This window comes from Shewanella sp. KX20019 (assembly GCF_016757755.1).
In the GTDB taxonomy this organism is placed as follows: Bacteria; Pseudomonadota; Gammaproteobacteria; order Enterobacterales; family Shewanellaceae; genus Shewanella.
On record NZ_CP068437.1, the window covers coordinates 5,088,477 to 5,112,849 of the forward strand.

Annotated in this window: 37 protein-coding genes and 1 rRNA gene; 6 read left to right on the top strand and 32 right to left on the bottom strand. The window is 44.9% G+C overall.

From position 1 onward, the window contains the following. Positions 1–6: 6 nt before the first annotated feature. The 5 genes from JK628_RS21980 to JK628_RS22000 form a co-directional block, all read right to left on the bottom strand. Positions 7–1,549 (bottom strand): 16S ribosomal RNA (locus JK628_RS21980). 650 nt (positions 1,550–2,199) lie between these two features. Beyond that, on the bottom strand, positions 2,200–2,766 hold the full coding sequence (locus JK628_RS21985; protein WP_202287011.1) for a TlpA disulfide reductase family protein: 567 nt from the start codon (positions 2,764–2,766) through the stop codon (positions 2,200–2,202). Further along, positions 2,763–3,242, bottom strand: a complete 480-nt coding sequence (gene nrfF / locus JK628_RS21990; protein WP_202289928.1) for a heme lyase NrfEFG subunit NrfF — start codon at positions 3,240–3,242, stop codon at positions 2,763–2,765. Before nrfF ends, JK628_RS21985 begins: the two co-directional genes overlap by 4 nt. Next, positions 3,242–3,796, bottom strand: a complete 555-nt coding sequence (locus tag JK628_RS21995) for a DsbE family thiol:disulfide interchange protein (RefSeq protein ID WP_202287012.1) — start codon at positions 3,794–3,796, stop codon at positions 3,242–3,244. Before JK628_RS21995 ends, nrfF begins: the two co-directional genes overlap by 1 nt. Positions 3,797–3,813: 17 nt before the next feature. Then, positions 3,814–5,793, bottom strand: coding sequence for a heme lyase CcmF/NrfE family subunit (locus tag JK628_RS22000; protein ID WP_202287013.1), 1,980 nt, complete (start codon positions 5,791–5,793; stop codon positions 3,814–3,816). 432 nt (positions 5,794–6,225) lie between these two features. Between JK628_RS22000 and ccmI the strand changes: the two genes are divergently transcribed. Then, the gene (ccmI, locus tag JK628_RS22005; protein WP_202287014.1) at positions 6,226–7,479 is read left to right on the top strand and encodes a c-type cytochrome biogenesis protein CcmI; all 1,254 of its coding nucleotides are present in this window, start codon (positions 6,226–6,228) and stop codon (positions 7,477–7,479) included. Positions 7,480–7,539: 60 nt separating this feature from the next. On the opposite strand, the gene JK628_RS22010 is transcribed toward ccmI, so the two are convergent. Next, positions 7,540–7,833, bottom strand: a complete 294-nt coding sequence (locus tag JK628_RS22010) for a c-type cytochrome (RefSeq protein WP_202287015.1) — start codon at positions 7,831–7,833, stop codon at positions 7,540–7,542. A 321-nt stretch (positions 7,834–8,154) separates the two neighbouring features. Here JK628_RS22010 and ccmA point away from each other — a divergent pair, with 321 nt between their 5' ends. The 5 genes from ccmA to ccmE are packed head-to-tail and all read left to right on the top strand — an operon-like array spanning position 8,155 to position 10,937. Then, positions 8,155–8,805 carry a cytochrome c biogenesis heme-transporting ATPase CcmA gene (gene ccmA / locus JK628_RS22015; RefSeq protein WP_202287016.1) on the top strand — a complete coding sequence of 217 codons (651 nt, stop codon included), beginning with the start codon at positions 8,155–8,157 and terminating at the stop codon, positions 8,803–8,805. Between the two features lie 9 nt (positions 8,806–8,814). Next, complete coding sequence (ccmB, locus tag JK628_RS22020; protein WP_202287017.1) at positions 8,815–9,501, top strand: heme exporter protein CcmB; 687 nt, start codon at positions 8,815–8,817, stop codon at positions 9,499–9,501. 1 nt (position 9,502) lies between these two features. Next, on the top strand, positions 9,503–10,249 hold the full coding sequence (locus tag JK628_RS22025) for a heme ABC transporter permease (protein ID WP_202287018.1): 747 nt from the start codon (positions 9,503–9,505) through the stop codon (positions 10,247–10,249). Further along, complete coding sequence (gene ccmD / locus JK628_RS22030; protein WP_202287019.1) at positions 10,249–10,446, top strand: heme exporter protein CcmD; 198 nt, start codon at positions 10,249–10,251, stop codon at positions 10,444–10,446. The genes JK628_RS22025 and ccmD overlap by 1 nt, the downstream gene beginning before the upstream one ends. After that, entirely contained in the window at positions 10,446–10,937 is a 492-nt protein-coding gene (gene ccmE, locus JK628_RS22035) for a cytochrome c maturation protein CcmE (RefSeq protein ID WP_202287020.1), read from the top strand. The genes ccmD and ccmE overlap by 1 nt, the downstream gene beginning before the upstream one ends. Positions 10,938–11,749: 812 nt before the next feature. On the opposite strand, the gene rplQ is transcribed toward ccmE, so the two are convergent. From rplQ to rplD, 26 genes are all read right to left on the bottom strand, one after another. Next, positions 11,750–12,142: a 50S ribosomal protein L17 gene (gene rplQ / locus JK628_RS22040; protein ID WP_202287021.1), complete on the bottom strand. Its 393-nt coding sequence runs from the start codon at positions 12,140–12,142 to the stop codon at positions 11,750–11,752. A 39-nt stretch (positions 12,143–12,181) separates the two neighbouring features. Beyond that, positions 12,182–13,171, bottom strand: coding sequence for a DNA-directed RNA polymerase subunit alpha (locus JK628_RS22045; protein WP_202287022.1), 990 nt, complete (start codon positions 13,169–13,171; stop codon positions 12,182–12,184). A 24-nt stretch (positions 13,172–13,195) separates the two neighbouring features. Then, positions 13,196–13,816 (bottom strand): 30S ribosomal protein S4, encoded by a 621-nt coding sequence (gene rpsD / locus JK628_RS22050; RefSeq protein ID WP_101089003.1) that lies wholly within the window; start codon positions 13,814–13,816, stop codon positions 13,196–13,198. 35 nt (positions 13,817–13,851) lie between these two features. Continuing rightward, a complete protein-coding gene (gene rpsK, locus JK628_RS22055) occupies positions 13,852–14,244 on the bottom strand; it encodes a 30S ribosomal protein S11 (protein ID WP_012153476.1) in 393 nt (130 codons plus the stop codon). 14 nt (positions 14,245–14,258) lie between these two features. After that, a complete protein-coding gene (rpsM, locus tag JK628_RS22060; RefSeq protein WP_202287023.1) occupies positions 14,259–14,615 on the bottom strand; it encodes a 30S ribosomal protein S13 in 357 nt (118 codons plus the stop codon). A gap of 115 nt (positions 14,616–14,730) precedes the next feature. Further along, positions 14,731–14,844 carry a 50S ribosomal protein L36 gene (rpmJ, locus tag JK628_RS22065; RefSeq protein ID WP_202287024.1) on the bottom strand — a complete coding sequence of 38 codons (114 nt, stop codon included), beginning with the start codon at positions 14,842–14,844 and terminating at the stop codon, positions 14,731–14,733. A 23-nt stretch (positions 14,845–14,867) separates the two neighbouring features. Beyond that, complete coding sequence (gene secY / locus JK628_RS22070; RefSeq protein WP_020912155.1) at positions 14,868–16,208, bottom strand: preprotein translocase subunit SecY; 1,341 nt, start codon at positions 16,206–16,208, stop codon at positions 14,868–14,870. A 7-nt stretch (positions 16,209–16,215) separates the two neighbouring features. Further along, positions 16,216–16,650: a 50S ribosomal protein L15 gene (rplO, locus tag JK628_RS22075; RefSeq protein ID WP_020912154.1), complete on the bottom strand. Its 435-nt coding sequence runs from the start codon at positions 16,648–16,650 to the stop codon at positions 16,216–16,218. Position 16,651: 1 nt separating this feature from the next. Further along, positions 16,652–16,837, bottom strand: a complete 186-nt coding sequence (gene rpmD / locus JK628_RS22080; RefSeq protein WP_173292921.1) for a 50S ribosomal protein L30 — start codon at positions 16,835–16,837, stop codon at positions 16,652–16,654. Positions 16,838–16,842: 5 nt separating this feature from the next. After that, a complete protein-coding gene (rpsE, locus tag JK628_RS22085; protein ID WP_142873464.1) occupies positions 16,843–17,346 on the bottom strand; it encodes a 30S ribosomal protein S5 in 504 nt (167 codons plus the stop codon). A gap of 13 nt (positions 17,347–17,359) precedes the next feature. Next, on the bottom strand, positions 17,360–17,710 hold the full coding sequence (gene rplR, locus JK628_RS22090) for a 50S ribosomal protein L18 (RefSeq protein WP_202287025.1): 351 nt from the start codon (positions 17,708–17,710) through the stop codon (positions 17,360–17,362). A 10-nt stretch (positions 17,711–17,720) separates the two neighbouring features. Continuing rightward, complete coding sequence (gene rplF / locus JK628_RS22095; protein WP_202287026.1) at positions 17,721–18,251, bottom strand: 50S ribosomal protein L6; 531 nt, start codon at positions 18,249–18,251, stop codon at positions 17,721–17,723. Positions 18,252–18,261: 10 nt separating this feature from the next. Next, positions 18,262–18,654 (bottom strand): 30S ribosomal protein S8, encoded by a 393-nt coding sequence (gene rpsH, locus JK628_RS22100; RefSeq protein WP_101088996.1) that lies wholly within the window; start codon positions 18,652–18,654, stop codon positions 18,262–18,264. Positions 18,655–18,678: 24 nt separating this feature from the next. After that, complete coding sequence (rpsN, locus tag JK628_RS22105; protein ID WP_202287027.1) at positions 18,679–18,984, bottom strand: 30S ribosomal protein S14; 306 nt, start codon at positions 18,982–18,984, stop codon at positions 18,679–18,681. 10 nt (positions 18,985–18,994) lie between these two features. After that, on the bottom strand, positions 18,995–19,534 hold the full coding sequence (gene rplE, locus JK628_RS22110) for a 50S ribosomal protein L5 (RefSeq protein WP_202287028.1): 540 nt from the start codon (positions 19,532–19,534) through the stop codon (positions 18,995–18,997). 12 nt (positions 19,535–19,546) lie between these two features. After that, positions 19,547–19,861, bottom strand: a complete 315-nt coding sequence (gene rplX / locus JK628_RS22115) for a 50S ribosomal protein L24 (protein ID WP_202287029.1) — start codon at positions 19,859–19,861, stop codon at positions 19,547–19,549. Between the two features lie 11 nt (positions 19,862–19,872). Then, positions 19,873–20,241: a 50S ribosomal protein L14 gene (gene rplN, locus JK628_RS22120; protein ID WP_011863976.1), complete on the bottom strand. Its 369-nt coding sequence runs from the start codon at positions 20,239–20,241 to the stop codon at positions 19,873–19,875. A gap of 182 nt (positions 20,242–20,423) precedes the next feature. Further along, entirely contained in the window at positions 20,424–20,672 is a 249-nt protein-coding gene (rpsQ, locus tag JK628_RS22125) for a 30S ribosomal protein S17 (RefSeq protein WP_202287030.1), read from the bottom strand. Next, entirely contained in the window at positions 20,672–20,863 is a 192-nt protein-coding gene (gene rpmC / locus JK628_RS22130) for a 50S ribosomal protein L29 (RefSeq protein WP_012144642.1), read from the bottom strand. Before rpmC ends, rpsQ begins: the two co-directional genes overlap by 1 nt. Next, positions 20,863–21,273, bottom strand: coding sequence for a 50S ribosomal protein L16 (rplP, locus tag JK628_RS22135; protein ID WP_202287031.1), 411 nt, complete (start codon positions 21,271–21,273; stop codon positions 20,863–20,865). Before rplP ends, rpmC begins: the two co-directional genes overlap by 1 nt. A gap of 11 nt (positions 21,274–21,284) precedes the next feature. Continuing rightward, a complete protein-coding gene (rpsC, locus tag JK628_RS22140) occupies positions 21,285–21,974 on the bottom strand; it encodes a 30S ribosomal protein S3 (protein WP_202287032.1) in 690 nt (229 codons plus the stop codon). Positions 21,975–21,983: 9 nt separating this feature from the next. Next, on the bottom strand, positions 21,984–22,316 hold the full coding sequence (rplV, locus tag JK628_RS22145; protein WP_012144645.1) for a 50S ribosomal protein L22: 333 nt from the start codon (positions 22,314–22,316) through the stop codon (positions 21,984–21,986). A gap of 15 nt (positions 22,317–22,331) precedes the next feature. Further along, entirely contained in the window at positions 22,332–22,610 is a 279-nt protein-coding gene (gene rpsS, locus JK628_RS22150) for a 30S ribosomal protein S19 (protein ID WP_006083596.1), read from the bottom strand. Positions 22,611–22,621: 11 nt separating this feature from the next. Beyond that, complete coding sequence (gene rplB / locus JK628_RS22155) at positions 22,622–23,449, bottom strand: 50S ribosomal protein L2 (RefSeq protein ID WP_202287033.1); 828 nt, start codon at positions 23,447–23,449, stop codon at positions 22,622–22,624. 16 nt (positions 23,450–23,465) lie between these two features. Then, entirely contained in the window at positions 23,466–23,768 is a 303-nt protein-coding gene (rplW, locus tag JK628_RS22160) for a 50S ribosomal protein L23 (RefSeq protein ID WP_202287034.1), read from the bottom strand. Beyond that, on the bottom strand, positions 23,765–24,370 hold the full coding sequence (rplD, locus tag JK628_RS22165) for a 50S ribosomal protein L4 (protein ID WP_202287035.1): 606 nt from the start codon (positions 24,368–24,370) through the stop codon (positions 23,765–23,767). Before rplD ends, rplW begins: the two co-directional genes overlap by 4 nt. Positions 24,371–24,373 lie beyond the last annotated feature (3 nt).

Below are 24,373 nucleotides of genomic sequence, written 5' to 3' on the forward strand. Positions count from 1 at the left end.
TATAGGTAAGGAGGTGATCCAGCCCCAGGTTCCCCTAGGGCTACCTTGTTACGACTTCACCCCAGTCATGAACCACACCGTGGTAAACGCCCTCCCGAAGGTTAAGCTATCTACTTCTGGTGCAGCCCACTCCCATGGTGTGACGGGCGGTGTGTACAAGGCCCGGGAACGTATTCACCGTAGCATTCTGATCTACGATTACTAGCGATTCCGACTTCACGGAGTCGAGTTGCAGACTCCGATCCGGACTACGACCGGCTTTGTGAGATTAGCTCCACCTCGCGGCTTTGCAACCCTCTGTACCGGCCATTGTAGCACGTGTGTAGCCCTACTCGTAAGGGCCATGATGACTTGACGTCGTCCCCACCTTCCTCCGGTTTATCACCGGCAGTCTCCCTAAAGTTCCCACCATTACGTGCTGGCAAATAAGGATAAGGGTTGCGCTCGTTGCGGGACTTAACCCAACATTTCACAACACGAGCTGACGACAGCCATGCAGCACCTGTCTCATAGTTCCCGAAGGCACACCAAAATCTCTTTCGGCTTCTATGGATGTCAAGAGTAGGTAAGGTTCTTCGCGTTGCATCGAATTAAACCACATGCTCCACCGCTTGTGCGGGCCCCCGTCAATTCATTTGAGTTTTAACCTTGCGGCCGTACTCCCCAGGCGGTCTACTTAATGCGTTAGCTTGAGAACCCAGTGTTCAAGACACCAAATTCCGAGTAGACATCGTTTACGGCGTGGACTACCAGGGTATCTAATCCTGTTTGCTCCCCACGCTTTCGTACATGAGCGTCAGTCTTTGTCCAGGGGGCCGCCTTCGCCACCGGTATTCCTTCAGATCTCTACGCATTTCACCGCTACACCTGAAATTCTACCCCCCTCTACAAGACTCTAGTTTGCCAGTTCGAAATGCAGTTCCCAGGTTGAGCCCGGGGCTTTCACATCTCGCTTAACAAACCGCCTGCGTACGCTTTACGCCCAGTAATTCCGATTAACGCTTGCACCCCTCGTATTACCGCGGCTGCTGGCACGAAGTTAGCCGGTGCTTCTTCTGCGAGTAACGTCACAGCTACTGGTTATTAACCAACAACCTTTCCTCCTCGCTGAAAGTACTTTACAACCCGAAGGCCTTCTTCATACACGCGGCATGGCTGCATCAGGCTTTCGCCCATTGTGCAATATTCCCCACTGCTGCCTCCCGTAGGAGTCTGGACCGTGTCTCAGTTCCAGTGTGGCTGATCATCCTCTCAGACCAGCTAGGGATCGTCGCCTTGGTGAGCCATTACCTCACCAACTAGCTAATCCCGCCTAGGTTCATCCAATCGCGGAAGGCCCGAAGGTCCCCTCCTTTCCCCCGTAGGGCGTATGCGGTATTAGCAGTCGTTTCCAACTGTTATCCCCCTCGATTGGGCAGATACCTAGGTATTACTCACCCGTCCGCCGCTCGACACCTCAGGAGCAAGCTCCCTTGTGTTTCCGCTCGACTTGCATGTGTTAGGCCTGCCGCCAGCGTTCAATCTGAGCCATGATCAAACTCTTCAATTAAAGTTTTTTGCTTTACCCCGTTAAGAGCAAAGCGGCTCAATGAATTATACTGTTTTTCAAATATCCGAAGATATTCGAAGTTTACATATTGCTATGGTCACTCAGTGGTTCATTGAGTTAATATTTTTGATTGCCGACATTCCGAAGAACAGAAGGCAATTTCGAATAACTCAACACCTGTGAGTGCCCACACAGATTTGCTTGTCATATTGTTAAAGAGCGTGACATCAATCTTTCAGATGTCGCCGAAGACGCTAGGTCGTTGGCTTGAGGAGGCGTATTCTACACTCTCCAGTGTCGGCGTCAAGAGCTTATTTAAAGAAGTTTTCCAAGCGATGATTTCTTAATCACCCTCGTGAAATCAATCATTACCCGAAGCCTTTAAAGCGCTTGTCACCTGAGGCTAATTTCCGAAGAAGTTAATCTCTCTAACACTGCTGCAAGTCCCGTACAACCTAAGCTGCTGGCCTGCTGTGCCGTGTCAGTGGATGCGCATTATAGGGAAATCTAACAAGAGCACAAGGGGTTAAATACTAAAAAGTGCAATAAAAATGGAATAAGCTGACCAAGCGGATACTTCTCAAACGATACGTACAAAAAAGGGGCCAAAAGCCCCTTCTTATAGTCAATTGATACTCACTCAGTCTCTATTACTGGGTTTGTTCCAAGAAGCCTTTGATTAACGTTACGGCTTTGTCGTCGTCCCAATCAACAAAGGTACGAACAAATGCGATTAACTCACCTTCTCTATTAAGAATAAATGTGGCAGGTATTGTATCCAATGGGAATACATCACTTAAGCTCTGCTCTTTATCATAATAGGTAGTGAAGCTTTCCATTCCTAATGATTTAAGGAAGGGCTCTACTTGCTTATTACCATCTAGATCTATCGAAACTGGAAGTACTTCGAACTCCGCTGAACCGATCTTATCAGAGAAGCGGCTAATCGCTGGAAGTTCTCTGACACATGGAGGACACCAAGTGGCCCACATGTTAACCATAATAACCTTTCCTTTGTACTGACTAAAATCGACAGGTTTTCCCTGCTTGTCTTTAAAAGGAACGGCTTCTATTGGGAATGGCTTTGGCAGCACGCTAATTTGATCAACACTTGATTGAATTTCCTTTTCGCCTTGCTTTTGCATACCAGGATAAGCTTGCGCATGCCCTGCAAACATAAGTGTGGCGACAAAGAATCCAGATACTATGTTTTTCATTTATTCTCTCGCTTCAAAAGACGATCAAGCTCTTGCTGATCTTCCGAAGTTAGCTCATCGGTATTGGCTTCTGCAATACGCTGTTTGCGTATAAATAGGAAACCAATTAAACCACCAAATAGTAATAAACCAATAGGGCCTAACCAAAGAACATAGGTCTTGGCTTCCATTCTTGGCTTATAAAGCACAAACTCGCCATAACGACTTGTCATAAACTCTACAATCTCGTCATCACCTTTACCTTCATCGACCATTTCGTATACTTCTAAACGAAGATCTTGGGCAACTGGTGAGTTCGAATCAACCAAGTTTTGATTTTGACACTGGGGACAGCGTAGTGAATGTGCTAAAGATAGTGCACGTTTTTGGTTTTCGGGAGACTTAAATTCATAAGTATCCACTGGTGTAGCATTAGCAACTGATGCCATGCTCAGCAATAAAACAAAAGCTGATAGACCCTTAATTAATGTCTTTATCATGATGCACCATCCTTTGCTGCTTCTGCTTGTAACTCTTGAACCATAGGATATAGCGTTTCTTTCCAAATACGAGAGTCGATAGGACCCGCATATCGGTAGCGAATAATCCCTTTATGGTCGACAAGGAAGCTTTCTGGAGCACCGTAGACACCGAGGTCTAACCCAAGACGGCCATTGTGGTCATATATATTGATAGTATATGGATTACCTTCGCGGCTTAACTCGCGAATGGCCAATGCTCGTTCATCACGATAGTTGATACCATATATAGGTAAAATATTTTTGCGCGCCAATGTCATTAAAAAAGGATGCTCATACTTACATGAGGGACACCAAGTCGCCCATACGTTAAGTAGCGATACTTTCCCTTTAAGTGTCTCATTAGTCAAAGTTTCCCCTGACTTTTCCAGAACCTCTAATTGGAAAGCCGGGATAGGCTTTCCCTCTAGAGCTGAATCGAGTTTTTGAGGGTTAAGGAAGAGTCCCTTATAAAGGAACACTCCCATACCTAAAAACACAACTAGTGGAATAAATAAAACTAGCTTTTTCATACTTACCTTAATTCCAATTATGCAGTTGCTAATTTGTCACTTTTTTCTGCAGCGTTTTTATCAGTACTACCAGCTTTAACTCGGTAACGCTTATCTGATGCAGCAAAGAAACCGCCAACCATCATAAAGATAGATCCGAACCATAACCAGCGAACAAACGGCTTATAGTTAAGACGAACCGCAAACTCTGTGCGACTGATAGGGTCGCCCATAGTGACATAAAGGTCGCGGAATAAGCCCCAATCGATACCTGCCTCAGTCATGTCCATTGTACGAACATTATATTGACGGCGATCAGGTTTCAATAATGTGACGTAATCGTCACCTTGGTAAACTTCGATCTGGCCTTGTTGCGCAGTATAGTTCGGACCCACTACGTTTTTGGTCTCAACATACTTGAAGGTATATCCCGCAAGCTCTTGAGAAATACCAGGCCCCATGCGCACACTCTTCTCAATAGAGTAGTTAGAGACCATAGTTGCACCCATAACTGACACTGCGATACCTAAATGGGCAATAAGCATACCCATCTGGCTACGACCTAAGCGCGTCATATCAACAGCACCTTCTTTGGTCTTAACCATATTGTAGGCCGCTCTAAATGTCATAAGCGTTACCCAAGTTGCAGTACCGGTACCTAACACTACCCAGATATTAAACTGACCATCAGCGATGAACGGTGCAGCTAAACCAACAACTGCAGCGACGACAGCAGGGATCATAAGTTGACGTTTCAACTCACCATCTTTTGACTTCTTCCAACGGATCACTGGGCCAATACCCATGAAACCAAACAGTACTAGTACAATTGGAACGAATACTGCGTTGAAATATGGAGGTCCAACTGAGATCTTACCCATACCTAAAGCATCGATAAGTAGCGGATAAAGAGTACCTAGTAAAACAGTACCACAAGCTACGGTGAGCAATAGGTTACAGACCAACAGCATGGTCTCTTTTGACTTAAGCTGGAAACGCGCGGGGCTTTTCATCTCACTTGCTCGGAAGGCAAACAACGTGAGTGAACCACCCACTGCCAACCCTAGTAGTAGCAGGATGAACATACCTCGACTTGGATCTGCCGCAAATGAGTGCACAGATGTTAGTACGCCTGAACGTACAATAAAGGTACCGAGTAAACTCAGTGAGAAAGCAAAAATCGATAATAGAACGGTCCAGTTACGGAATGCGCCACGCTTTTCAGTCACAATAAGCGAGTGAACAAGCGCTGTACCTATCAACCAAGGCATAAATGATGCGTTCTCGACTGGATCCCAGAACCACCAACCACCCCAACCAAGCTCATAATATGCCCACCAAGAACCGAGTGCGATACCACCAGTAAGGAATACCCAAGCAGCCAATGTCCATGGACGACTCCAGCGAGCCCATGCAGAATCCAAACGCCCACTCATTAGTGCAGCAATTGCAAATGCAAAGCTAACTGAGAAGCCAACATAACCTAGATACAACATTGGCGGGTGGAAGATTAAGCCTACATCCTGCAGCATTGGATTAAGGTCACGCCCCTCCATAGGGATAGGGAATAATCGTTCAAACGGACTAGATGTCAACAACATAAATAGCGTGAAGCCAATCAATATCATGGCTAATACGGCAAGTACGCGTGCGGTAAAGACCTCTTCTAAGCCTTTACTAAACAATGCGACTGCGGCAGCCCAAGCTGATAATGAGAAAACCCAAAACAGCAATGAACCTTCATGGCCACCCCAAACTGCAGCAATCTTAAAGAAGATTGGCAGTTCAGAGTTTGAATGATGCGCTACATAAGCGATAGAAAAATCGTCGACGGCAAAACTGTAACCGAGCACGACAACGGAAAATAGAATAAAGAAAAACATTCCGTATGTTAATGGCCAAGCATAGCGCACCAAATACTGGTCTTTGCGAGCTACACCTACTAATGGGACGATGGCTAGAAGCATGGCAAATGCCAAGCCTATAATCAGCGAAAAGTGTCCTAATTCTGGGATCATTGGTTTTCCTCAGTCCTAAATCATGTATTGATAAGCATACGCTAATATCATTACATACGAGTCCGTAGTTAACACTACTAAAAAGGGTACAAATTTAGCTCAGTTTAGTGTTTGCTATTGTTCCTGTCTGCCTATTTCGTACAAATATGGGTGACCTGTCTCATTCTTCCCCTATCTTAGTACGAGCAACACATAAACAGTTGATCAAAAAAACCACCACTAACTGAGCTGATTGAGTGTGATTTTTAAGTCTGACTCAGAAAGTTCCACTAAGTTTCGAGTTCTTTTGCAAATAAAATCAATCTGTGAACAAGTACGCAACTATGACCATTTCAGGTTATATTACTGTTCAATGAATAATCTTTACGTATAATCTTACCCCTAGTTCAGCGGTGAATCCGCTTTTTCGCAAACTAAAGTGAAATAGACATAATGACCACATTCTGGATCTTGATAGCCTTATTTGTGTTGGTCAGCCTAGCGCTGATTTGGTTTCCACATTTTCGTCAGCAACAAATGCTGCAGACGGAAGAAGCCGGTGTTCGTAGAAGCACTAACTTAGAATTATTTACCGAGCGTCTCTCTGTATTAGAGAAAGAAGTCAGCGAAGAGTTACTTGATCAAGCTGAATTCGATGCACTTAAGAAAGAGCTTGAAATAAGCCTACTTCAAGATATGAAGCAGGGTGATGACGAATCTCTTGTCAATAAAGTTAAGCCTAAGGGAATAGTATGGCCGGCAGTGATGTCTGCGGTAATACTTGGCATCAGTGGTTATATGTATTCAACATTGGGTGCTTATGAAAACTTAGACAAACCTATGACAGCTAATCAACCACACGCAGGCATGGATACAGCTCAAATAATGTCACAGCGTGTGCAGATGATGGAAGCTCAGGCCCAAGCTGAACCCGATAATAGTCAGCTATGGTTTAGTCTTGGCCACACATATATCTCAGCTAACCGTTATGACGATGCTATAAGAGCCTTCGACAAAACAATGGAGTTGGTTGGCGTACATGCTGAGCTATTGGGGCCTAAAGCAACCGCTTTATACTACCGCTCTAATCAGCAGATGACTCCCGCGGTTCAAGCGTTGATTGATCAATCTCTGGCGCTAGATGAGTCTGACCCTTCAACATTACTGCTTGTAGGTATGGATTCTTTCTTCTCAGCAGAATATCAAACAGCTATCGATGCATGGCAACTAATTTTAGACAGCGAACGTAAAGATGTTGACCGTAGTGCCATCATCAATGCTATCGACAGCGCTAAGATGAGAATGGAATCTGATGGCACTATGCCTAATGATGATGCGCATAAGAATGTGAAGCCTAAATCAATCGCCAAGACTGTCACCATTGAAGTTTCAATCTCTCCAGACCTTCAAGCTCAAGTGGCTAGCACCGATATGTTATTCATCTTCGCTCGCTCTACAGAGGGGCCAAAGGTTCCTTTAGCAGCAACAAAAGTCTCTGCTGAATCATTGCCAGCAACGATTACACTTGATGACAGCACTAACATGGGCGGTAACGTTAAGTTAAGTGATGCTAAAGCGGTTGAAGTCATTGCAGTGCTATCTAAGCATGGTAGTGTTAAGCCGCAAGCGGGTGACATTCAAGGTAAGCTTTCAATGGTGAAGGTAGGTGATACTGGGCAACTTATTCTTGATACCCAAGTTCAATAATCACAAATTTCACGCATAAAAAAACCGGCTTAAGCCGGTTTTTTTATATCAGCAAAAAGCTTACTTTGACATAAACTCAATTGCTTTCTTGTAATCTTCATCTGAACAATCAGTACACATTCCACCTGGTGGCATTGCGTTTAGTCCAGATTTAACGCTTGATACTAGCGCGTCAGCACCCTTAGCCAAACGAGGCTCCCATGCAGCAGCATCATGTGCTTTTGGAGCACCAGCAACACCCATGCTGTGACAAACTTGACATGCCTTGTCATAGACTGCTTTGCCGTCTTGGGCAAATGCACTTGTTGACAAAGTTAACGCTGCGACTGCAGTCAGTGCTAATAATTTTTTCATTTTATAGGTTCCTAATGCAAATTCTAACAAGGCTCACGCTGCCCTTATAGAATGCGGCAGACTTATTTTAGCTCGGCTAGATTACTACAAACTTCACCAAATGGCATCTATTTGTGATTTAAATCGCGTTAAAGACTGTTTAACAAGACATCAATCTCAAAAACGTTAATATATTAGCAAATGTTTAAAAAGTTCCTAAAAAGTTTCTAATATTGGAACTACATCATATTGCTGACACTTAACACCACGCCACACTAAACGCTTGAAAGTCTATGTGTTAGTATTACTTGTGTTTTTATACAGCATGATATAGAGGACTCAGTGGTAGAACAATTAAAAGCAACAACACTGGTATCAGCTAGTAACTTAACCTGCATAAGAGAAGAGCGTATTCTTTTTGACGAACTTTCCTTTGAGATTACAGAAGGTGAAATTGTTCAGATTGAAGGGCCTAACGGTGCAGGTAAAACAAGCCTGTTGCGGATCATCGCCGGTTTGTCTCGTCCATATGCTGGCAATATAAATTTCAAAGGTGAAGACATTACCCGTTGTCGAGATGAGTACAATGATGAGTTATTGTATCTTGGCCACCTCGCAGGGGTTAAAAGCGAACTCACTGCAGAAGAGAATCTTAATTTCAATTTAAGACTCTGCGGGTATGATGGTTTTGACTCTCGTGAAATCCTTTCAAAAGTAAATTTGTCCGGTTTTGAAGAAGCGCTAGCAGGCCACCTATCGGCAGGCCAACATAGGCGTACCGCATTAGCGAGGCTTTGGCATACGAACTGCAAAATTTGGCTTCTTGATGAACCGTTTACTGCAATCGATAAAAAAGGCGTAGAGGAGCTGGAACATCTGTTTCTTGCTCATGCTAAACGCGGCGGCTGTGTCATCCTAACAACTCACCAAGATATGGGTGTAATTAGCGATGATATTTTACGTAAAATCCGTCTCGATTATCGCTTTGTATAGAGGTTAGTAATGAAAAAAGGCATTAGTTATACACAAGCTTTTGGCACGGTATTGAAACGAGACCTACAGATTGCAATACGTCATCGCGGTGATATATTCAATCCACTACTGTTTTTTGTACTTGTTGTTACCCTATTCCCGTTAGGAATTGGACCAGAACCACAAGTGTTAACGCGAGTTGCACCTGGTATTATATGGGTGGCGGCACTTCTAGCCTCTATGTTGTCTTTAGAACGTTTATTTAAAGCAGATTATGTAGACGGAAGCCTAGAGCAAATGCTGTTAAGCCCGCAACCTTTACCATTAATGGTTTTGGCTAAAGTTCTGGCACACTGGATATTAACTGGCGTACCGTTAATTTTAGTGGCTCCTTTATTGGCAGTGTTGTTGCATCTTGAAAGCAATAGCTATGGGGCACTCATCGCGACACTCGCACTCGGAACACCAGTATTGAGTCTTCTAGGTGCTATTGGCGTTGCGTTAACGGTCGGACTACATAAGGGCGGTGTGTTGTTAAGTTTACTCATTTTACCTTTATATATCCCCGTTCTAATTTTTGCTACCAGCGCCATAGATGCTGCTGGTATGAATTTACCTTATGATGGTCAACTCGCTATAATCGGCGCAATGTTGATCGGTTCATTAACGTTAGCACCATTCGCTATTGGTGCTTCCTTACGAGTGAGTACTAACTAAAATGTGGAAATGGTTACATTCATACGCGGATCCTGAACGCGCATATAAGCTTTCAAGCACCCTATTACCTTGGTTTGCAACACTTGCAATCGCTTTTATCGGTATAGGCACTATCTGGGGGTTAGGTTTTGCCCCTACAGACTACCAGCAAGGTGATAGTTACAGAATTATCTTTATTCATGTACCAGCGGCATCTATGTCGATGGCGGCTTATATGGGTATGGCGACATGTTCGTTCATCGGTCTTGTTTGGCAAATAAAATCTGCTGACTGGGCTGCAGCCTCAATAGCGCCTATTGGTGCGGTGATCACCTTTATTGCGCTTGTTACTGGTGCAACCTGGGGCAAACCAATGTGGGGTACATGGTGGGTATGGGATGCGCGTTTAACATCCGAGCTAGTACTACTCTTCCTTTATTTGGGGGTGATATCACTTTACGCTTCATTTGAAGATAAAGTTCTTGCCGCGAGAGCGTCAGGTATTCTGGCTATTGTAGGGGTCATCAATATCCCTATCATTAAGTACTCTGTAGACTGGTGGAGCTCATTACATCAGCCGTCTACTATCCGTATTACAGAGAAATCGACTATGTCGACAGATATGCTATATCCACTACTTATCAATATCTTTGGTTTTGGGCTTATGATCGCAGCGATTAGTATTGTGAGATTTAGATCAGAAATTTTGGCACGAAATGGAATGCGTCCATGGGTGCGTGAACTTGCTAAAGCAGAAGGGGTCAAATAATGCAATTCGACTCAATTAGTGAATTTTTAAACATGGGCGGCTATGCTTTTTATGTATGGCTAGCTTACGGAGTAACCTTCTTCTCTCTTGGAACGCTAATCGTTTTAAGTGTCAGACAGAAACGTAAAGTGTTAGTTGAAATCGCAAAGAAGATTCAACGAGAAGAACGCCTCAAAGAAACGCGGAGTACTAAATAGTGAACCCAAGACGGAAAAAACGTTTAACCCTAGCAGTTGCTTTAATCGGTGGTGTCGCGGCAATAGGATCATTGCTTTTATATGCCCTAAATTCAAACCTAAATCTATTTTACACTCCAACTGAAATTGTACAGGGTAAAAAAGATACCGGTGTAATGCCTGAAATAGGGCAACGCATCCGCGTCGGTGGCATGGTAACCATTGGTTCTATGGTCAGAGACCCCAACAGCCTACATGTTGAGTTTGCTATTCATGACTCACTTGGTGGCGAAATTATTGTTACTTTTGATGACTTATTACCAGATTTGTTCCGCGAAGGACAAGGGATCGTTGCTCAGGGCGTTCTTTCAGCACCAGGTACGCTGCAAGCAACTGAAGTTCTAGCTAAGCATGACGAGAACTACATGCCCCCAGAGGTTGCAGAAGCGATGGGACAAACCCATGAAAAGCTCGAGTATGATGAAAACCAGTCTAAGACCGGTGGTTATTAATAGCTAAAACACTGTTAACCTATAAAGCCTCCATTAATTGGAGGCTTTTTTCTTTGCTGTACTCTATAGCTACTTGAGAATTAAACTGCCACCTATTCTCATATCATAGGTACTCCTCCATGCGCTACTCTACCAGCTTAATCTAGCTCTATAGCGGCTCGAAATATCCTATTTTGTAGGGTAAAAGTAGATCAGAGAGTAGGAATTTAGCATTCTCAATGATGAATACAAACCGATGTGACCGTGTACGTTGCACTAGGGAACTCTGAACGCATCGCCTGAGGCGGTATGATATATTCACTTTTGAGTCTAACGATAAACTTAGCAGCCTTATTTCCGTCTTCTCCCACTATAATTAGAACAAATTCTCTTAACAGACTTGACCCGCCCCACTACCATACTCGTCCATTGAACTCTGCTCTAATGACTATTGAACAGCCTTGGTTATTTGCTTGCGATTCACAAGCGCAACGTAAAAATGACTTTTCCAACACTTAGCCCCCTCTTAACCCACTGTAAGTGGCATAGCGGAAATGCAGTTTTAGCACCAATCGAGAGACAGAGCGAGCCCACATCCCCATTAAAGCAGCTAACAACCGGCCGCAGTATATAATTCATAATCTTTGCAATTAGTTAACGCTGTGGCTGTGGCTGTGGCTGTGGCTGTGGCTGTGGCTGTGGCTGTGGCTGTGGCTGTGGCTGTGGCTGTGGCTGTGCAGATAAAAATAAACAGTTGAACGAGTCAAGTCATTAATACATCAGACATAAAAAAGGCCGAACATATTGTTCGGCCTTTTATAACTAAGACTTATTTACTCAGCAGTGTCTTCAACAGCTTCAGCTGCTTCAGGACGACCTACTAGTTCAATATACGCCATAGGCGCTTTATCACCAGTACGTAGACCGCACTTAAGAATACGAGTGTAACCGCCAGGACGTTCCTGGAAGCGTGGACCCAATTCTGTAAATAATTTACCCACGACTTCAGCGTCGCGAGTACGTGCAAATGCCAAACGGCGGTTTGCAACACTATCACTCTTAGCAAGTGTTATCAGAGGTTCAACTACGCGACGCAGTTCTTTCGCTTTAGCTACAGTAGTTCGGATCACTTCGTGACGAACTATTGAGCATGCCATGTTACGAAACATAGCTTGACGATGACTGCTGTTACGGTTTAGTTGACGACCACTCTTACGATGGCGCATGACCTAATCCTTATTACCTATATCTGTACTAATCTGGACTTAAAGGTCGTCTGCTAAACTAGCTGGAGGCCAGTTTTCAAGACGCATACCTAACGACAGTCCGCGAGATGCAAGAACATCCTTAATTTCGGTAAGAGATTTCTTACCCAAGTTAGGTGTTTTCAACAACTCAACTTCAGTGCGTTGTACCAGATCGCCGATGTAATGAATCGCTTCAGCCTTCAAACAGTTGGCTGAACGTACAGTTAGCTCTAAATCGTCGACAGGACGCAACAATATCGGATCGAACTCCGGCTTCTCTTCAACTGGTGCAGCCTCAGTTACATCACGTAACTCAACAAACGCATCTAGCTGTTCAGCTAAAATGGTTGCAGAGCGACGAATTGCTTCCTCAGGATCGATAGTACCGTTTGTGGTCATATCAATAACGAGTTTATCCAAGTCTGTACGCTGTTCAACACGAGCGGCTTCAACATTATAAGCAATGCGAGCTACAGGTGAGAATGAAGAATCAACCAACAAACGGCCGATAGGGCGATCATCGTCTTCAGTTTGTGCACGGGCAGAAGCCGGTACATAACCACGACCACGCTCTACGCGGATACGCATGCTGACGTCATTATTACCTGTCAAATGACAGATAACATGGTCAGGATTCATGATAGTAACATCACCATCATGCGTGATATCTGCTGCAGTAACAGGGCCTGCGCCTGACTTACTAAGCGTAAGCATAGCTTCGTCTTTCCCTTCGATAACAACAGCTAAACCTTTTAGGTTAAGCAATATCTCAAGGATATCTTCTTGCACGCCTTCCTTGCTACTGTATTCATGCAGTACACCATCGATCTCTACTTCGGTAACCGCGCAGCCTGGCATAGACGACAATAGGATACGACGCAACGCGTTACCTAAAGTGTGACCAAAACCACGCTCAAGCGGCTCCAGTGTAACCTTGGCACGTGTTGGATTAACCTGCTCGATATCAACGAGACGCGGTTTAAGAAATTCTGTAACAGAACCCTGCATTGTGTCCTCTCTTTTGTTTTAACTTTACTTAGAGTAAAGTTCGACGATCAGCTGTTCGTTAATTTCCGCAGACAAATCACTACGCTCAGGTAGACGCTTGAAAGCACCTTCCATCTTAGTGCTGTCAACTTCAACCCATGTTGGCTTTTCGCGTTGAGCCGACACTTCTAAAGCCGCTTTAATACGAGCTTGAGTACGTGACTTCTCGCGAACGCTCACTACATCATTCGCAGACACTTTGAATGATGGAATGTTAACGACGCTACCATTAACCATAATAGACTTATGACTAATTAGCTGACGTGATTCAGCGCGTGTTGCACCAAAGCCCATACGATAAACTACGTTATCAAGACGGGTTTCTAAAAGAGTAAGTAGGTTTTCACCAGTGTTACCTTTAGTACGTGCAGCATCTTTGTAGTAGTTACGGAATTGCTTCTCTAGCACACCATAAATACGACGAACTTTTTGTTTCTCGCGTAGCTGTACGCCATACTCAGACAGACGGGTCTTACGAGCGCCGTGTTGTCCAGGTGCAGTTTCTAGCTTACACTTCGAATCGATTGCTCTCACGCCGCTTTTTAGGAAAAGGTCTGTACCTTCTCTGCGGCTGAGCTTGAGCTTTGGACCCAAGTATCTTGCCATGTTCTTTCTCCAACTATCCTATTAAAAACGACGAATTAAACGCGACGTTTCTTAGGAGGACGACAACCATTATGAGGGATAGGCGTCACATCGGTAATGTTGGTAATTTTATACCCAACCGAATTTAGTGCACGAATCGCTGATTCGCGCCCTGGACCTGGACCCTTCACAAAAACTTCAAGGTTCTTAACACCGTAATCCTGAGCAGCAGTACCTGCACGCTCAGCAGCAACCTGTGCAGCAAATGGGGTAGATTTACGTGAACCACGGAAACCTGAACCACCAGAAGTTGCCCAAGATAGTGCGTTACCTTGACGATCTGTAATGGTAATAATAGTGTTGTTGAAAGACGCATGGATATGCGCCATACCATCAGCAACCTGTTTACGTACACGCTTACGCGGAGAACGTGACGGAACTTTAGCCATTGTGGATTACCCCGTTACTTTCTAATTGGTTTACGTGGACCTTTACGCGTACGCGCATTGGTCTTAGTACGTTGCCCACGAAGGGGAAGGCTACGACGATGGCGAAGGCCACGGTAACAACCAAGGTCCATAAGACGCTTGATGTTCATGGAAACTTCGCGACGTAAATCACCTTCTACAATGTAGTTAGCAACTTCTTCGCGTAGAGTATCTATTTGAGCTTCGCTCAATTCCTTGATCTTAGCATCTTCAGCAATTGAAGTAGCCGCGCAAATTGCTTGTGCGCGAGTACGGCCAATACCAAAAATAGCAGTCAATGCAATGACTGTGTGCTTTTGATCAGGAATGTTAATGCCAGCGATACGGGCCACTATGCACTCCTCAAGTTAAAGGTCATCTGTGAAAAGCCCGGTAGGATACTCGACAGACGACAATTTAGCAAATAATATTTTGACCAGCCCCGACTGGGCTGGTCAAATCTTTCTTTTAGCCTTGACGCTGTTTGTGTTTAGGTTCAACACAAAGTACGCGAACAACGCCATTACGCTTTACGATCTTGCAGTTACGGCAGATCTTCTTCACGGAAGCTCGAACTTTCATTTCAATACTCCGAGATTACTAGCTTAGCGACCAAAGCGATCTAAATTCGCTTTGTTTACCAAGTTAGCTTTCTTCATTACAGACTCATACTGATGAGACATCATATGGGTCTGAACTTGAGCCATGAAGTCCATGATTACGACTACCATAATTAGTAGTGAAGTACCGCCAAAATAGAACTGTACTTGCCACGCAATTAACATGAACTCCGGAATTAAGCAGATAAAGGTAATATATAACGCGCCAGCTAATGTTAGGCGGGTCATTACTTTATCTATGTAACGCGAAGTCTGTTCTCCAGGACGAATCCCGGGAATAAACGCACCACTCTTCTTCAAGTTATCAGCTGTTTCGCGAGGGTTAAATACCAACGCAGTATAGAAGAAACAGAAAAAGATAATCGCTGTTGCATATAACAATGAGTACAGCGGTTGTCCCGGTGACACAGCAAGTGAAAAATCACTTAACCATGACATGGACTCATTTTGACCAAACCACTGAGCCAGTGTGCCTGGAAACAAAATGATGCTGGACGCAAAAATAGGCGGTATAACACCAGCCATATTTATCTTAAGCGGTAGATGTGTGCTTTGCGCTGCAAAGACCTTACGGCCCTGCTGACGTTTAGCATAGTTGACAACAATACGACGTTGCCCACGCTCTACAAATACCACAAAATATGTGACAGCAAAAACGATTACTGCCAGCAACAACAATACTAGTACACTTATGTCGCCTTGACGCGCTTGCTCAGCCGTTTGGCCGATAGCAGATGGTAGACCTGCAACAATACCTGCGAAAATTAATATCGAGATACCATTACCAATGCCTCTTTCGGTAATTTGCTCACCTAGCCACATTAGGAACATTGTTCCTGTCACTAAGCTCACAACCGCTACAAAGTAGAATCCGAATCCTAGGTTTACTACTAAACCTGGAACTAAGTTCGGAAGACCTGTTGCGATACCGATTGCCTGGAATGTACCCAGAACCAACGTGCCGTATCTAGTGTATTGGCTGATCTTCTTTCGCCCTGACTCGCCTTCCTTTTTAAGTTCAGCGAGAGCAGGATGAACGACAGTCAATAACTGCATGATAATCGATGCCGAAATATACGGCATGATACCTAATGCAAAAATAGAGGCACGTTCAAGGGCGCCACCAGAGAACATGTTAAACATGCCTAAGATGGTACCCTTTTGCTGATTAAACAGCTCTGCTAGTACAGCAGCGTCAATACCAGGAATTGGTACAAACGAACCGGCTCTAAAGACGATAATTGCACCAATCACGAACAACAGACGGGTTTTCAGTTCAGATAAACCGCCCTTCGCGCTTTTTAAATCAAGTCCTGGTTTTGCCATCGACGTATTATTCCTCGATCTTGCCACCGGCAGCTTCAATAGCTGCACGTGCACCTTTGGTTACCTTTAGACCTTTAACGGTCACAGGGCGCTCAATGGTACCTGAAAGAACGATTTTAGCAAACTGTATGTTGCGAGTAACTAGATTCGCATCTTTCAGCGCATTTAGGTCGATAACATCACCGTTAACTTTAGCTAGTTCGCTAATGCGAACTTCTGCTGATACCAACGCTCGACGCGAGGTAAAACCGAATTTAGGTAGACGGATCTTAAGTGGCATTTGACCACCTTCGAAACCGACACGGACACCGCCGCCAGAACGAGACTTCTGACCTTTGTGACCGCGACCTGCAGTTTTACCTAGGCCTGAACCGATACCGCGACCTACACGCTTAGCTGCTGATTTAGCACCTGCAGCAGGTGATAGAGTATTTAGACGCATCTTATACTTCCTCCACCGAAACCATGTAGTAAACCTTGTTAATCATACCGCGAACAGAAGGAGTATCTTCTACTTCAACAGTGTGATTAATACGGCGTAGACCTAGACCAGTCAAAGTTGCACGATGCTTAGGCAAACGTCCAATTGAACTCTTAGTCTGAGTTACTTTAATTGTTTTAGTAGCCATGGTGCTTAACCTCGAATTTCTTTAACATTCAGGCCACGCTTAGCTGCAATTTGTGATGGTGACTTCATGTGCACCAACGCATCTACAGTTGCGCGAACGATGTTAATCGGGTTAGTAGAACCGTATGCTTTAGACAGAACGTTATGAACGCCTGCTACTTCCAATACGGCACGCATTGCGCCACCGGCAATAATACCGGTACCGTCAGAGGCTGGCTGCATGTAAACACGAGAACCAGTATGACGACCCTTTACAGGGTGGTGTAAAGTACCGTTGTTCAATTCAACAGTTACGATGTTGCGTCGAGCCTTTTCCATCGCTTTCTGAATTGCTGCTGGTACTTCACGCGCTTTACCATAGCCAAAGCCAACTTTACCATTACCATCACCGACTACAGTTAGTGCAGTGAAGCTAAAGATACGTCCGCCTTTAACTACTTTAGAAACACGATTAACTGCAACTAACTTCTCTTGCAGATCGTCTTTTTGTTGAGCTTCAAATTTAGCCATTTTTCATCATTCCTTAGAACTTGAGGCCAGCTTCACGAGCGGCATCTGCTAATGCAGCAACGCGTCCGTGATACTTGAAGCCGGAACGATCGAATGCAACTACGGCTACGCCTTTTTCGATGGCGCGTTCAGCAACGGTTTTACCCACTACTTTAGCTGCATCTACGTTACCTGTGTACTTTAGCTGCTCTGATACCGCTTTTTCAGCAGTAGAAGCTGCCGCCAACACTACGTTTTCAGGGCTAATGACCTGAGCGTAAGTGTGACGTGGTGTACGATGTACAACCAGACGATTAACGCCCAGCTCTTGGATCTTCTTACGGGCGCGTAGTGCGCGGCGTAAGCGAGATGTTTTCTTATCCATATCGCGTTACCTACTTCTTCTTAGCCTCTTTACGGCGTACTTGTTCATCAGCATAACGAACACCTTTGCCCTTATAAGGCTCTGGTGGACGGTAGCCGCGAATCTCAGCAGCAACCTGACCAATTAACTGCTTATCAGTACCCTTAAGTACGATTTCAGTTTGGCTAGGACATTCTGCTGTTACGCCGTCAGGAAGTTCATGTACTAGTGGGTGAGAAAAACCTAAAGTTAAATCAACGCCTTTACCAGCGATTTTCGCACGGTAACCGACACCAATTAACTGAAGTTTCTTTTCAAAACCAGCAGTAACACCAACAACCATATTGTTGATTAAAGCTCGAGCTGTACCCGCTTGAGCGGCAGTTTTCACGCCTTCAATTGGGCTACACTTAATTTCATTGTCTTCAACAACAACAGAAACGTCAGCGTTTATTACTCGAGTCAAACTACCTTTAGTACCTTTTACGGTGATAGTTTGTTCGTTTAAAGTCACTTCTACGCCTGCAGGAATAGCGACTGGTGCTTTTGCGACACGAGACATTGCTAGCTCCTTATGCTACGTAGCAGATAACTTCCCCGCCCATGCCATTTTGGCGGGCAGTACGATCAGTCATCAAACCTTTAGAAGTGGACACGATAGCGACACCCAGTCCGCCCATAACCTTTGGAAGTTCGTTTTTACTTTTGTAAATACGAAGACCAGGACGGCTAACGCGCTGGATAGTCTCAACGACTGGCTGACCTTGGAAATACTTAAGCGTAATTTCCAATTCAGGCTTGGCTTCATCTGCTACGGCGTAGTCAGTGATATAACCTTCTTCTTTTAGCATTTTCGCAATAGCGATTTTTAGCTTAGCAGAAGGCATCTTCACAGATACGTGTTTAGCAGCTTGGCCGTTACGAATACGTGTTAACATATCCGCAATAGGATCTTGCATGCTCATATTAGCTTACTCCGTGACAAGTGCTTACCAGCTGGCTTTTCGTAGGCCAGGAACTTCACCGCGCATAGTTGCTTCACGTAATTTAATACGGCTAAGGCCGAATTTACGTAGGAAACCATGTGGGCGACCAGTTTGACTACAGCGATTGCGCTGACGCGCTGCGCTAGAGTCACGTGGTAGAGCTTGTAACTTAAGTACGGCATCCCAACGTTCTTCATCAGAACTAGTTGAGCTGCTAATGATAGCTTTAAGAGCTAGACGCTTTTCAGCGAACTTAGCTACGAGCTTGGCACGTTTTGCTTCACGTGCTTTCATTGAACTTTTTGCCATTACGCTACCCTTATTTCTTGAATGGGAAGTTAAAGCCTTCGAGCAAAGCTCGGCCTTCTTCGTCATTCTTCGCAGAAGTAGTGATTACAATATCCATGCCGCGGATCTTATCGATTTTATCGTATTCGATCTCTGGAAAGATGATTTGCTCACGTACACCCATTGCGTAGTTACCACGACCGTCGAATGATTTAACACTCATACCACGGAAGTCGCGAATACGCGGGATTGCGATATCAACTAAACGCTCTAAGAATTCCCACATACGCTCACCGCGCAGTGTAACCTTACAGCCTATTGGGTAGCCTTCACGGATTTTAAAACCAGCAACTGACTTACGAGCTACAGTCACTACTGGCTTCTGACCAGCGATAGCAGTCATGTCACGAAGCGCATGCTCCATAACTTTCTTATCTGCTACTGCTTCGCCTACACCCATATTAAGGGTGATCTTTTCAATCCGAGGGACTTGCATGACACTGGTAAAACCAAACTTGGTTACAAGTCCAGGACTAACAGTCTCTTTATATTTATCATGCAGTTTCGCCATCGTTTACTCCAATTACTTAACGAGTTCACTGTTCGACTTAAAGAAACGGACTTTTTTGCCGTCTTCAAATCGGAAACCAACGCGATCAGCTTTGCCAGTGGCAGAGTTAAAAATCGCTACGTTTGATGCTTGTATCGGTGCTTCTTGCTCAACAATACCGCCAGCTACGCCCAATTGTGGGTTTGGCTTTTGGTGTTTCTTGACAAGGTTAAGACCTTCTACAATTAATTTACCAGTAGTAAGAACCTGAGAAACCTTACCGCGTTTCCCCTGGTCTTTACCAGCTAGTACAATTACTTCGTCTTGACGACGTATTTTTGCTGCCATTTTGAAGCTCCTTACAGTACTTCTGGTGCCAGCGAGACAATTTTCATAAATTGCTCTGTACGCAATTCACGTGTCACTGGTCCAAAGATACGAGTACCAATCGGTGCAAGGTTTGCATTAAGCAAAACCGCTGCGTTCCGATCGAAGCGAATGACAGAACCGTCTGGACGACGTACGCCTTTCTTAGTACGGACTACCACCGCGTTATATACATCACCTTTCTTCGCTTTACCGCGAGGAATAGCTTCCTTTACAGAAACCTTGATGACGTCGCCGATTCCGGCATAACGACGATGAGAGCCACCCAAGACCTTAATACACTGAACTCTTCGAGCGCCACTGTTACAGGCGACTTCTAGAGTCGATTGCATTTGGATCATTTTAAGTGCTCCGCTATCGTTACTTCACAATCCCACAAAGGGGGTATATTTTTTGCCCGATTTTCGACTTTAATTTAGTCAAAAATGGCGCGCAAGTGTAACACCCAATTATAGGAATAGATAGTACTAAAAATACAAACGGCTCCAACAACTGGAGCCGTTTAACTAAATGCCTAATAAACCTAGGCTTTTGTTACTACTTCAACCAGCGTCCAAGACTTAGTCTTAGACAGCGGACGGCATTCGCGAATAGTCACGACATCGCCAGCATTACACTGATTTTGTTCGTCATGTGCGTGGATCTTGGTAGTACGCTTAAGGAACTTCCCGTATAAAGGATGCTTAACCTTACGCTCAATAGCTACAGTGATAGACTTGTCCATCTTGTTGCTAAGTACTCGACCCTGCAAAGTACGGATATTATCAGACATTATGCACCCGCCTTAGAAGTAATAATGGTCTTAACGCGCGCAATGTTGCGACGCACGATTTTAAGCTGATGAGTCTGAGTCAACTGACCAGTGGCGTGTTGCATACGCAGATTAAACTGCTCACGCAGCAGACCAAGCAGTTCAGCGTTCAATTCTTCAACGCTCTTTTCTGTTAGTTCGCTCGCTTTCATTACATCACCGTCTTAGTTACGAAGGTAGTCTTCAGAGGTAACTTGGCAGCAGCAAGGGTGAAAGCTTCACGAGCTAACTCCTCTGATACACCATTCATCTCATAAAGAACCTTACCTGGTTGAATCTGGGCAACCCAGTATTCAACGTTACCCTTACCTTTACCCATACGCACTTCAAGAGGCTTAGAGGTAATTGGCTTATCAGGGAAAACGCGGATCCAGATTTGACCTTGACGTTTAATATGACGTGTCATAGCACGACGCGCAGCTTCGATTTGACGAGCAGTTAGACGACCACGTCCAACAGCTTTCAAACCGAATTCACCGAAGCTAACTTCAGTGCCGTTCGCTAGACCGCGGTTACGGCCTTTGAACATTTTGCGGAACTTTGTTCTTTTTGGTTGCAGCATTGCCAGCTCTCCTATTTACCGCGAGGCTTACGCTTCGGCTGCTGTTTCGGCTCTTCATGCTGAGGAACGATACCGTCTAGAACTTCACCTTTGAAGACCCAAACTTTAACGCCAATCACACCGTATTGAGTGTGACTCTCAGAAGTAGAATAGTCGATATCAGCACGAAGAGTATGCAAAGGTACACGACCTTCACGATACCATTCCGAACGCGCAATCTCAGCGCCGCCTAGACGGCCGCTAACTTCAACTTTGATACCCTTTGCGCCAAGACGCATTGCGTTTTGAACTGCGCGCTTCATAGCACGACGGAACATAACACGACGCTCTAGCTGCGAAGCGATGCCATCGGCAACAAGCTTAGCATCTAGCTCAGGCTTACGGATCTCAGCAATGTTGATTTGAGCTGGAATACCAGTCAATTTAGCAACTGCATTGCGTAGCTTTTCAACATCTTCGCCTTTCTTACCAATCACAACACCTGGACGGGCTGTGTGGATAGTAACACGAACACTTTTAGCTGGACGCTCGATAACAATCTTAGAAACTGATGCTTGCTTAAGTTTCTTTTCAAGAAACTTACGCACTTCCCAGTCACTACTCAAGTTATTGGCATAGTCTGACTTGTCAGCGTACCATGTCGAGATCCAAGGCTTAGTGATACCCAGACGGATACCATTAGGATGTACTTTCTGTCCCATTGCTAACTCCTAGCGATCTGATACAACCACAGTAATGTGGCTGGTACGCTTGATTATGCGATCAGCACGGCCTTTGGCACGTGGCATGATACGCTTCATAGTTGGACCTTCATCGATCATTATCGCTCCAACTCTCAATTCGTCAATGTCAGCACCTTCATTGTGCTCAGCATTAGCGATTGCAGAGTCCAGTACTTTTTTAACAAGTACGGCAGCTTTCTTAGGGCTGAAAGTTAGAATTTCGAGAGCCTTAGCAACAGGCAGTCCACGGATTTGATCTGCAACCAAACGACACTTTTGAGGCGACGTACGGGCAAAACGATGTTTAGCTAAAACTTCCATCTTATTCCTCCCGTATTATCGCTTCTTCGCTTTCTTATCTGCAGCATGGCCGCGATAAGTGCGTGTTGGTGAAAATTCACCAAGCTTGTGGCCGATCATTTCGTCAGTTACGAACACAGGTACGTGCTGACGACCATTATGGACAGCGATGGTCAACCCAATCATGTTAGGGATGATCATAGAGCGGCGAGACCAAGTCTTAATTGGTTTTTTATCTCCCGCTTCCATCGCTTTCTCTACCTTCTTCAGCAAGTGTAGGTCAATGAATGGACCTTTCTTGAGAGAACGTGGCATGGCGAATCCTCTTACTTTTTATTGCGACGACGTACAATGTACTTGTCGGTGCGTTTGTTACTACGAGTCTTATAACCCTTAGCTGGAGTACCCCAAGGTGAAACAGGGTGACGGCCACCAGAAGTACGGCCTTCACCACCACCATGTGGGTGATCTACTGGGTTCATTGCAACACCACGAACTGTCGGGCGTACGCCTCTCCAGCGTTTAGCACCTGCTTTACCTAACTGGCGTAGCATGTGCTCGGCGTTTCCAACTTCACCTAATGTCGCACGGCAATCAACCGGCACTTTACGCATTTCGCCAGAGCGAAGACGTAGAGTGGCGTATGCGCCATCACGAGCAATAACTTGTACATAAGCACCAGCAGAACGCGCGATTTGAGCACCTTTACCAGGCTTCATTTCGACTGCGTGCACTACGCTACCCACAGGGATATTACGTAGAGGCATTGCGTTACCGGTCTTAATCTCTGCATCGATACCAGACTGGATTGAATCACCAGCTTTCATGCCTTTAGCGGCAATGATGTAACGACGCTCACCGTCAGCGTAAAGTACCAATGCGATGTTTGCTGTGCGGTTTGGATCATATTCCAAACGCTCAACCTTCGCAGGGATGCTATCTTTATTACGCTTAAAGTCGATTAGACGATAATGTTGCTTATGACCACCACCAATGTGGCGGACAGTGATACGACCAGTATTGTTACGGCCACCACTTTTTGATTTTTTCGCCAACAGGCCTGCAAAAGGTTTACCTTTATGCAAATCGCTGTTCACCACTTTAACTACGTGGCGACGACCTGGAGAGGTTGGCTTACACTTAATAACTGCCATGATAATTCTCCTTTGCTTATTCAGCGCCGCCGACGAAATCGATGTCAGCACCTTCAGCTAGAGTAACATAGGCTTTTTTCCAATCGCTACGACGGCCTGTACGGGCACCGTGACGCTTAGTTTTACCTTTGTTAACTAAAGTGCGAACTGAATCGACTTCAACTTCGAATAGCTGTGCTACTGCAGCTTTAACTTCAGCTTTAGTGGCATCGATAGCTACACGGAAAACAACTGTATTGTTTTTCTCTGCATTCACAGTGCTCTTTTCAGATACATGTGGAGCAAGAATAACTTTCAACAAACGTTCTTCGCTTATCATCCCAGCATCTCCTCGATTTGCTTAATAGCTTCAGCAGTTACGAGTACTTTGTTGAATGCGATAAGGCTAACTGGATCAATACCAGCAACATCACGAACATCAACTTTGTACAAGTTACGAGCAGCTAAGAACAAGTTCTCGTCAACTTCTGGAGTAACAATCAACACGTCTTCTAGTTGCATTTCAGCAAGTTTAGCTTTCAGCTCTTTAGTTTTAGGAGCATCAACACTAAACGACTCAACAACGATAAGACGGTCTTGACGTACCAATTCAGAGAATATGCTTTTCAGCGCTCCGCGGTACATCTTCTTGTTAACTTTTTGGCTGTGATCTTGTGGTTTAGCAGCGAATGTTACGCCACCGCCACGCCAGATTGGGCCTTTAACAGTACCGGCACGTGCACGGCCAGTACCTTTTTGGCGCCATGGCTTCTTGCCAGAGCCAACTACTTCTGCGCGAGTCTTTTGAGCACGAGTGCCCTGACGCGCGTTTGCAGCGTAAGCTACAACTACCTGATGAACCAGTGCTTCATTAAAGTCACGGCCGAAGGTAGTTTCGGAAACTTCAAGAGCACTCTGTGCGTCTTTCAATACCAATTCCATTAC

What these genes read in the sequence shown, in the direction of transcription:
- JK628_RS21985 (WP_202287011.1), bottom strand. Translation starts at nt 2,766, where the DNA reads ATGAAAAACATAGTATCTGGATTCTTTGTCGCCACACTTATGTTTGCA.
- JK628_RS21995 (WP_202287012.1), bottom strand. Translation starts at nt 3,796, where the DNA reads ATGAAAAAGCTAGTTTTATTTATTCCACTAGTTGTGTTTTTAGGTATG.
- JK628_RS22000 (WP_202287013.1), bottom strand. Translation starts at nt 5,793, where the DNA reads ATGATCCCAGAATTAGGACACTTTTCGCTGATTATAGGCTTGGCATTT.
- ccmI (WP_202287014.1), top strand. Translation starts at nt 6,226, where the DNA reads ATGACCACATTCTGGATCTTGATAGCCTTATTTGTGTTGGTCAGCCTA.
- JK628_RS22010 (WP_202287015.1), bottom strand. Translation starts at nt 7,833, where the DNA reads ATGAAAAAATTATTAGCACTGACTGCAGTCGCAGCGTTAACTTTGTCA.
- ccmB (WP_202287017.1), top strand. Translation starts at nt 8,815, where the DNA reads ATGAAAAAAGGCATTAGTTATACACAAGCTTTTGGCACGGTATTGAAA.
- JK628_RS22025 (WP_202287018.1), top strand. Translation starts at nt 9,503, where the DNA reads ATGTGGAAATGGTTACATTCATACGCGGATCCTGAACGCGCATATAAG.
- ccmD (WP_202287019.1), top strand. Translation starts at nt 10,249, where the DNA reads ATGCAATTCGACTCAATTAGTGAATTTTTAAACATGGGCGGCTATGCT.
- rplQ (WP_202287021.1), bottom strand. Translation starts at nt 12,142, where the DNA reads ATGCGCCATCGTAAGAGTGGTCGTCAACTAAACCGTAACAGCAGTCAT.
- JK628_RS22045 (WP_202287022.1), bottom strand. Translation starts at nt 13,171, where the DNA reads ATGCAGGGTTCTGTTACAGAATTTCTTAAACCGCGTCTCGTTGATATC.
- rpsD (WP_101089003.1), bottom strand. Translation starts at nt 13,816, where the DNA reads ATGGCAAGATACTTGGGTCCAAAGCTCAAGCTCAGCCGCAGAGAAGGT.
- rpsK (WP_012153476.1), bottom strand. Translation starts at nt 14,244, where the DNA reads ATGGCTAAAGTTCCGTCACGTTCTCCGCGTAAGCGTGTACGTAAACAG.
- rpmJ (WP_202287024.1), bottom strand. Translation starts at nt 14,844, where the DNA reads ATGAAAGTTCGAGCTTCCGTGAAGAAGATCTGCCGTAACTGCAAGATC.
- secY (WP_020912155.1), bottom strand. Translation starts at nt 16,208, where the DNA reads ATGGCAAAACCAGGACTTGATTTAAAAAGCGCGAAGGGCGGTTTATCT.
- rplO (WP_020912154.1), bottom strand. Translation starts at nt 16,650, where the DNA reads ATGCGTCTAAATACTCTATCACCTGCTGCAGGTGCTAAATCAGCAGCT.
- rpmD (WP_173292921.1), bottom strand. Translation starts at nt 16,837, where the DNA reads ATGGCTACTAAAACAATTAAAGTAACTCAGACTAAGAGTTCAATTGGA.
- rpsE (WP_142873464.1), bottom strand. Translation starts at nt 17,346, where the DNA reads ATGGCTAAATTTGAAGCTCAACAAAAAGACGATCTGCAAGAGAAGTTA.
- rplR (WP_202287025.1), bottom strand. Translation starts at nt 17,710, where the DNA reads ATGGATAAGAAAACATCTCGCTTACGCCGCGCACTACGCGCCCGTAAG.
- rplF (WP_202287026.1), bottom strand. Translation starts at nt 18,251, where the DNA reads ATGTCTCGTGTCGCAAAAGCACCAGTCGCTATTCCTGCAGGCGTAGAA.
- rpsH (WP_101088996.1), bottom strand. Translation starts at nt 18,654, where the DNA reads ATGAGCATGCAAGATCCTATTGCGGATATGTTAACACGTATTCGTAAC.
- rpsN (WP_202287027.1), bottom strand. Translation starts at nt 18,984, where the DNA reads ATGGCAAAAAGTTCAATGAAAGCACGTGAAGCAAAACGTGCCAAGCTC.
- rplE (WP_202287028.1), bottom strand. Translation starts at nt 19,534, where the DNA reads ATGGCGAAACTGCATGATAAATATAAAGAGACTGTTAGTCCTGGACTT.
- rplX (WP_202287029.1), bottom strand. Translation starts at nt 19,861, where the DNA reads ATGGCAGCAAAAATACGTCGTCAAGACGAAGTAATTGTACTAGCTGGT.
- rplN (WP_011863976.1), bottom strand. Translation starts at nt 20,241, where the DNA reads ATGATCCAAATGCAATCGACTCTAGAAGTCGCCTGTAACAGTGGCGCT.
- rpsQ (WP_202287030.1), bottom strand. Translation starts at nt 20,672, where the DNA reads ATGTCTGATAATATCCGTACTTTGCAGGGTCGAGTACTTAGCAACAAG.
- rpmC (WP_012144642.1), bottom strand. Translation starts at nt 20,863, where the DNA reads ATGAAAGCGAGCGAACTAACAGAAAAGAGCGTTGAAGAATTGAACGCT.
- rplP (WP_202287031.1), bottom strand. Translation starts at nt 21,273, where the DNA reads ATGCTGCAACCAAAAAGAACAAAGTTCCGCAAAATGTTCAAAGGCCGT.
- rpsC (WP_202287032.1), bottom strand. Translation starts at nt 21,974, where the DNA reads ATGGGACAGAAAGTACATCCTAATGGTATCCGTCTGGGTATCACTAAG.
- rplV (WP_012144645.1), bottom strand. Translation starts at nt 22,316, where the DNA reads ATGGAAGTTTTAGCTAAACATCGTTTTGCCCGTACGTCGCCTCAAAAG.
- rpsS (WP_006083596.1), bottom strand. Translation starts at nt 22,610, where the DNA reads ATGCCACGTTCTCTCAAGAAAGGTCCATTCATTGACCTACACTTGCTG.
- rplB (WP_202287033.1), bottom strand. Translation starts at nt 23,449, where the DNA reads ATGGCAGTTATTAAGTGTAAGCCAACCTCTCCAGGTCGTCGCCACGTA.
- rplW (WP_202287034.1), bottom strand. Translation starts at nt 23,768, where the DNA reads ATGATAAGCGAAGAACGTTTGTTGAAAGTTATTCTTGCTCCACATGTA.
- rplD (WP_202287035.1), bottom strand. Translation starts at nt 24,370, where the DNA reads ATGGAATTGGTATTGAAAGACGCACAGAGTGCTCTTGAAGTTTCCGAA.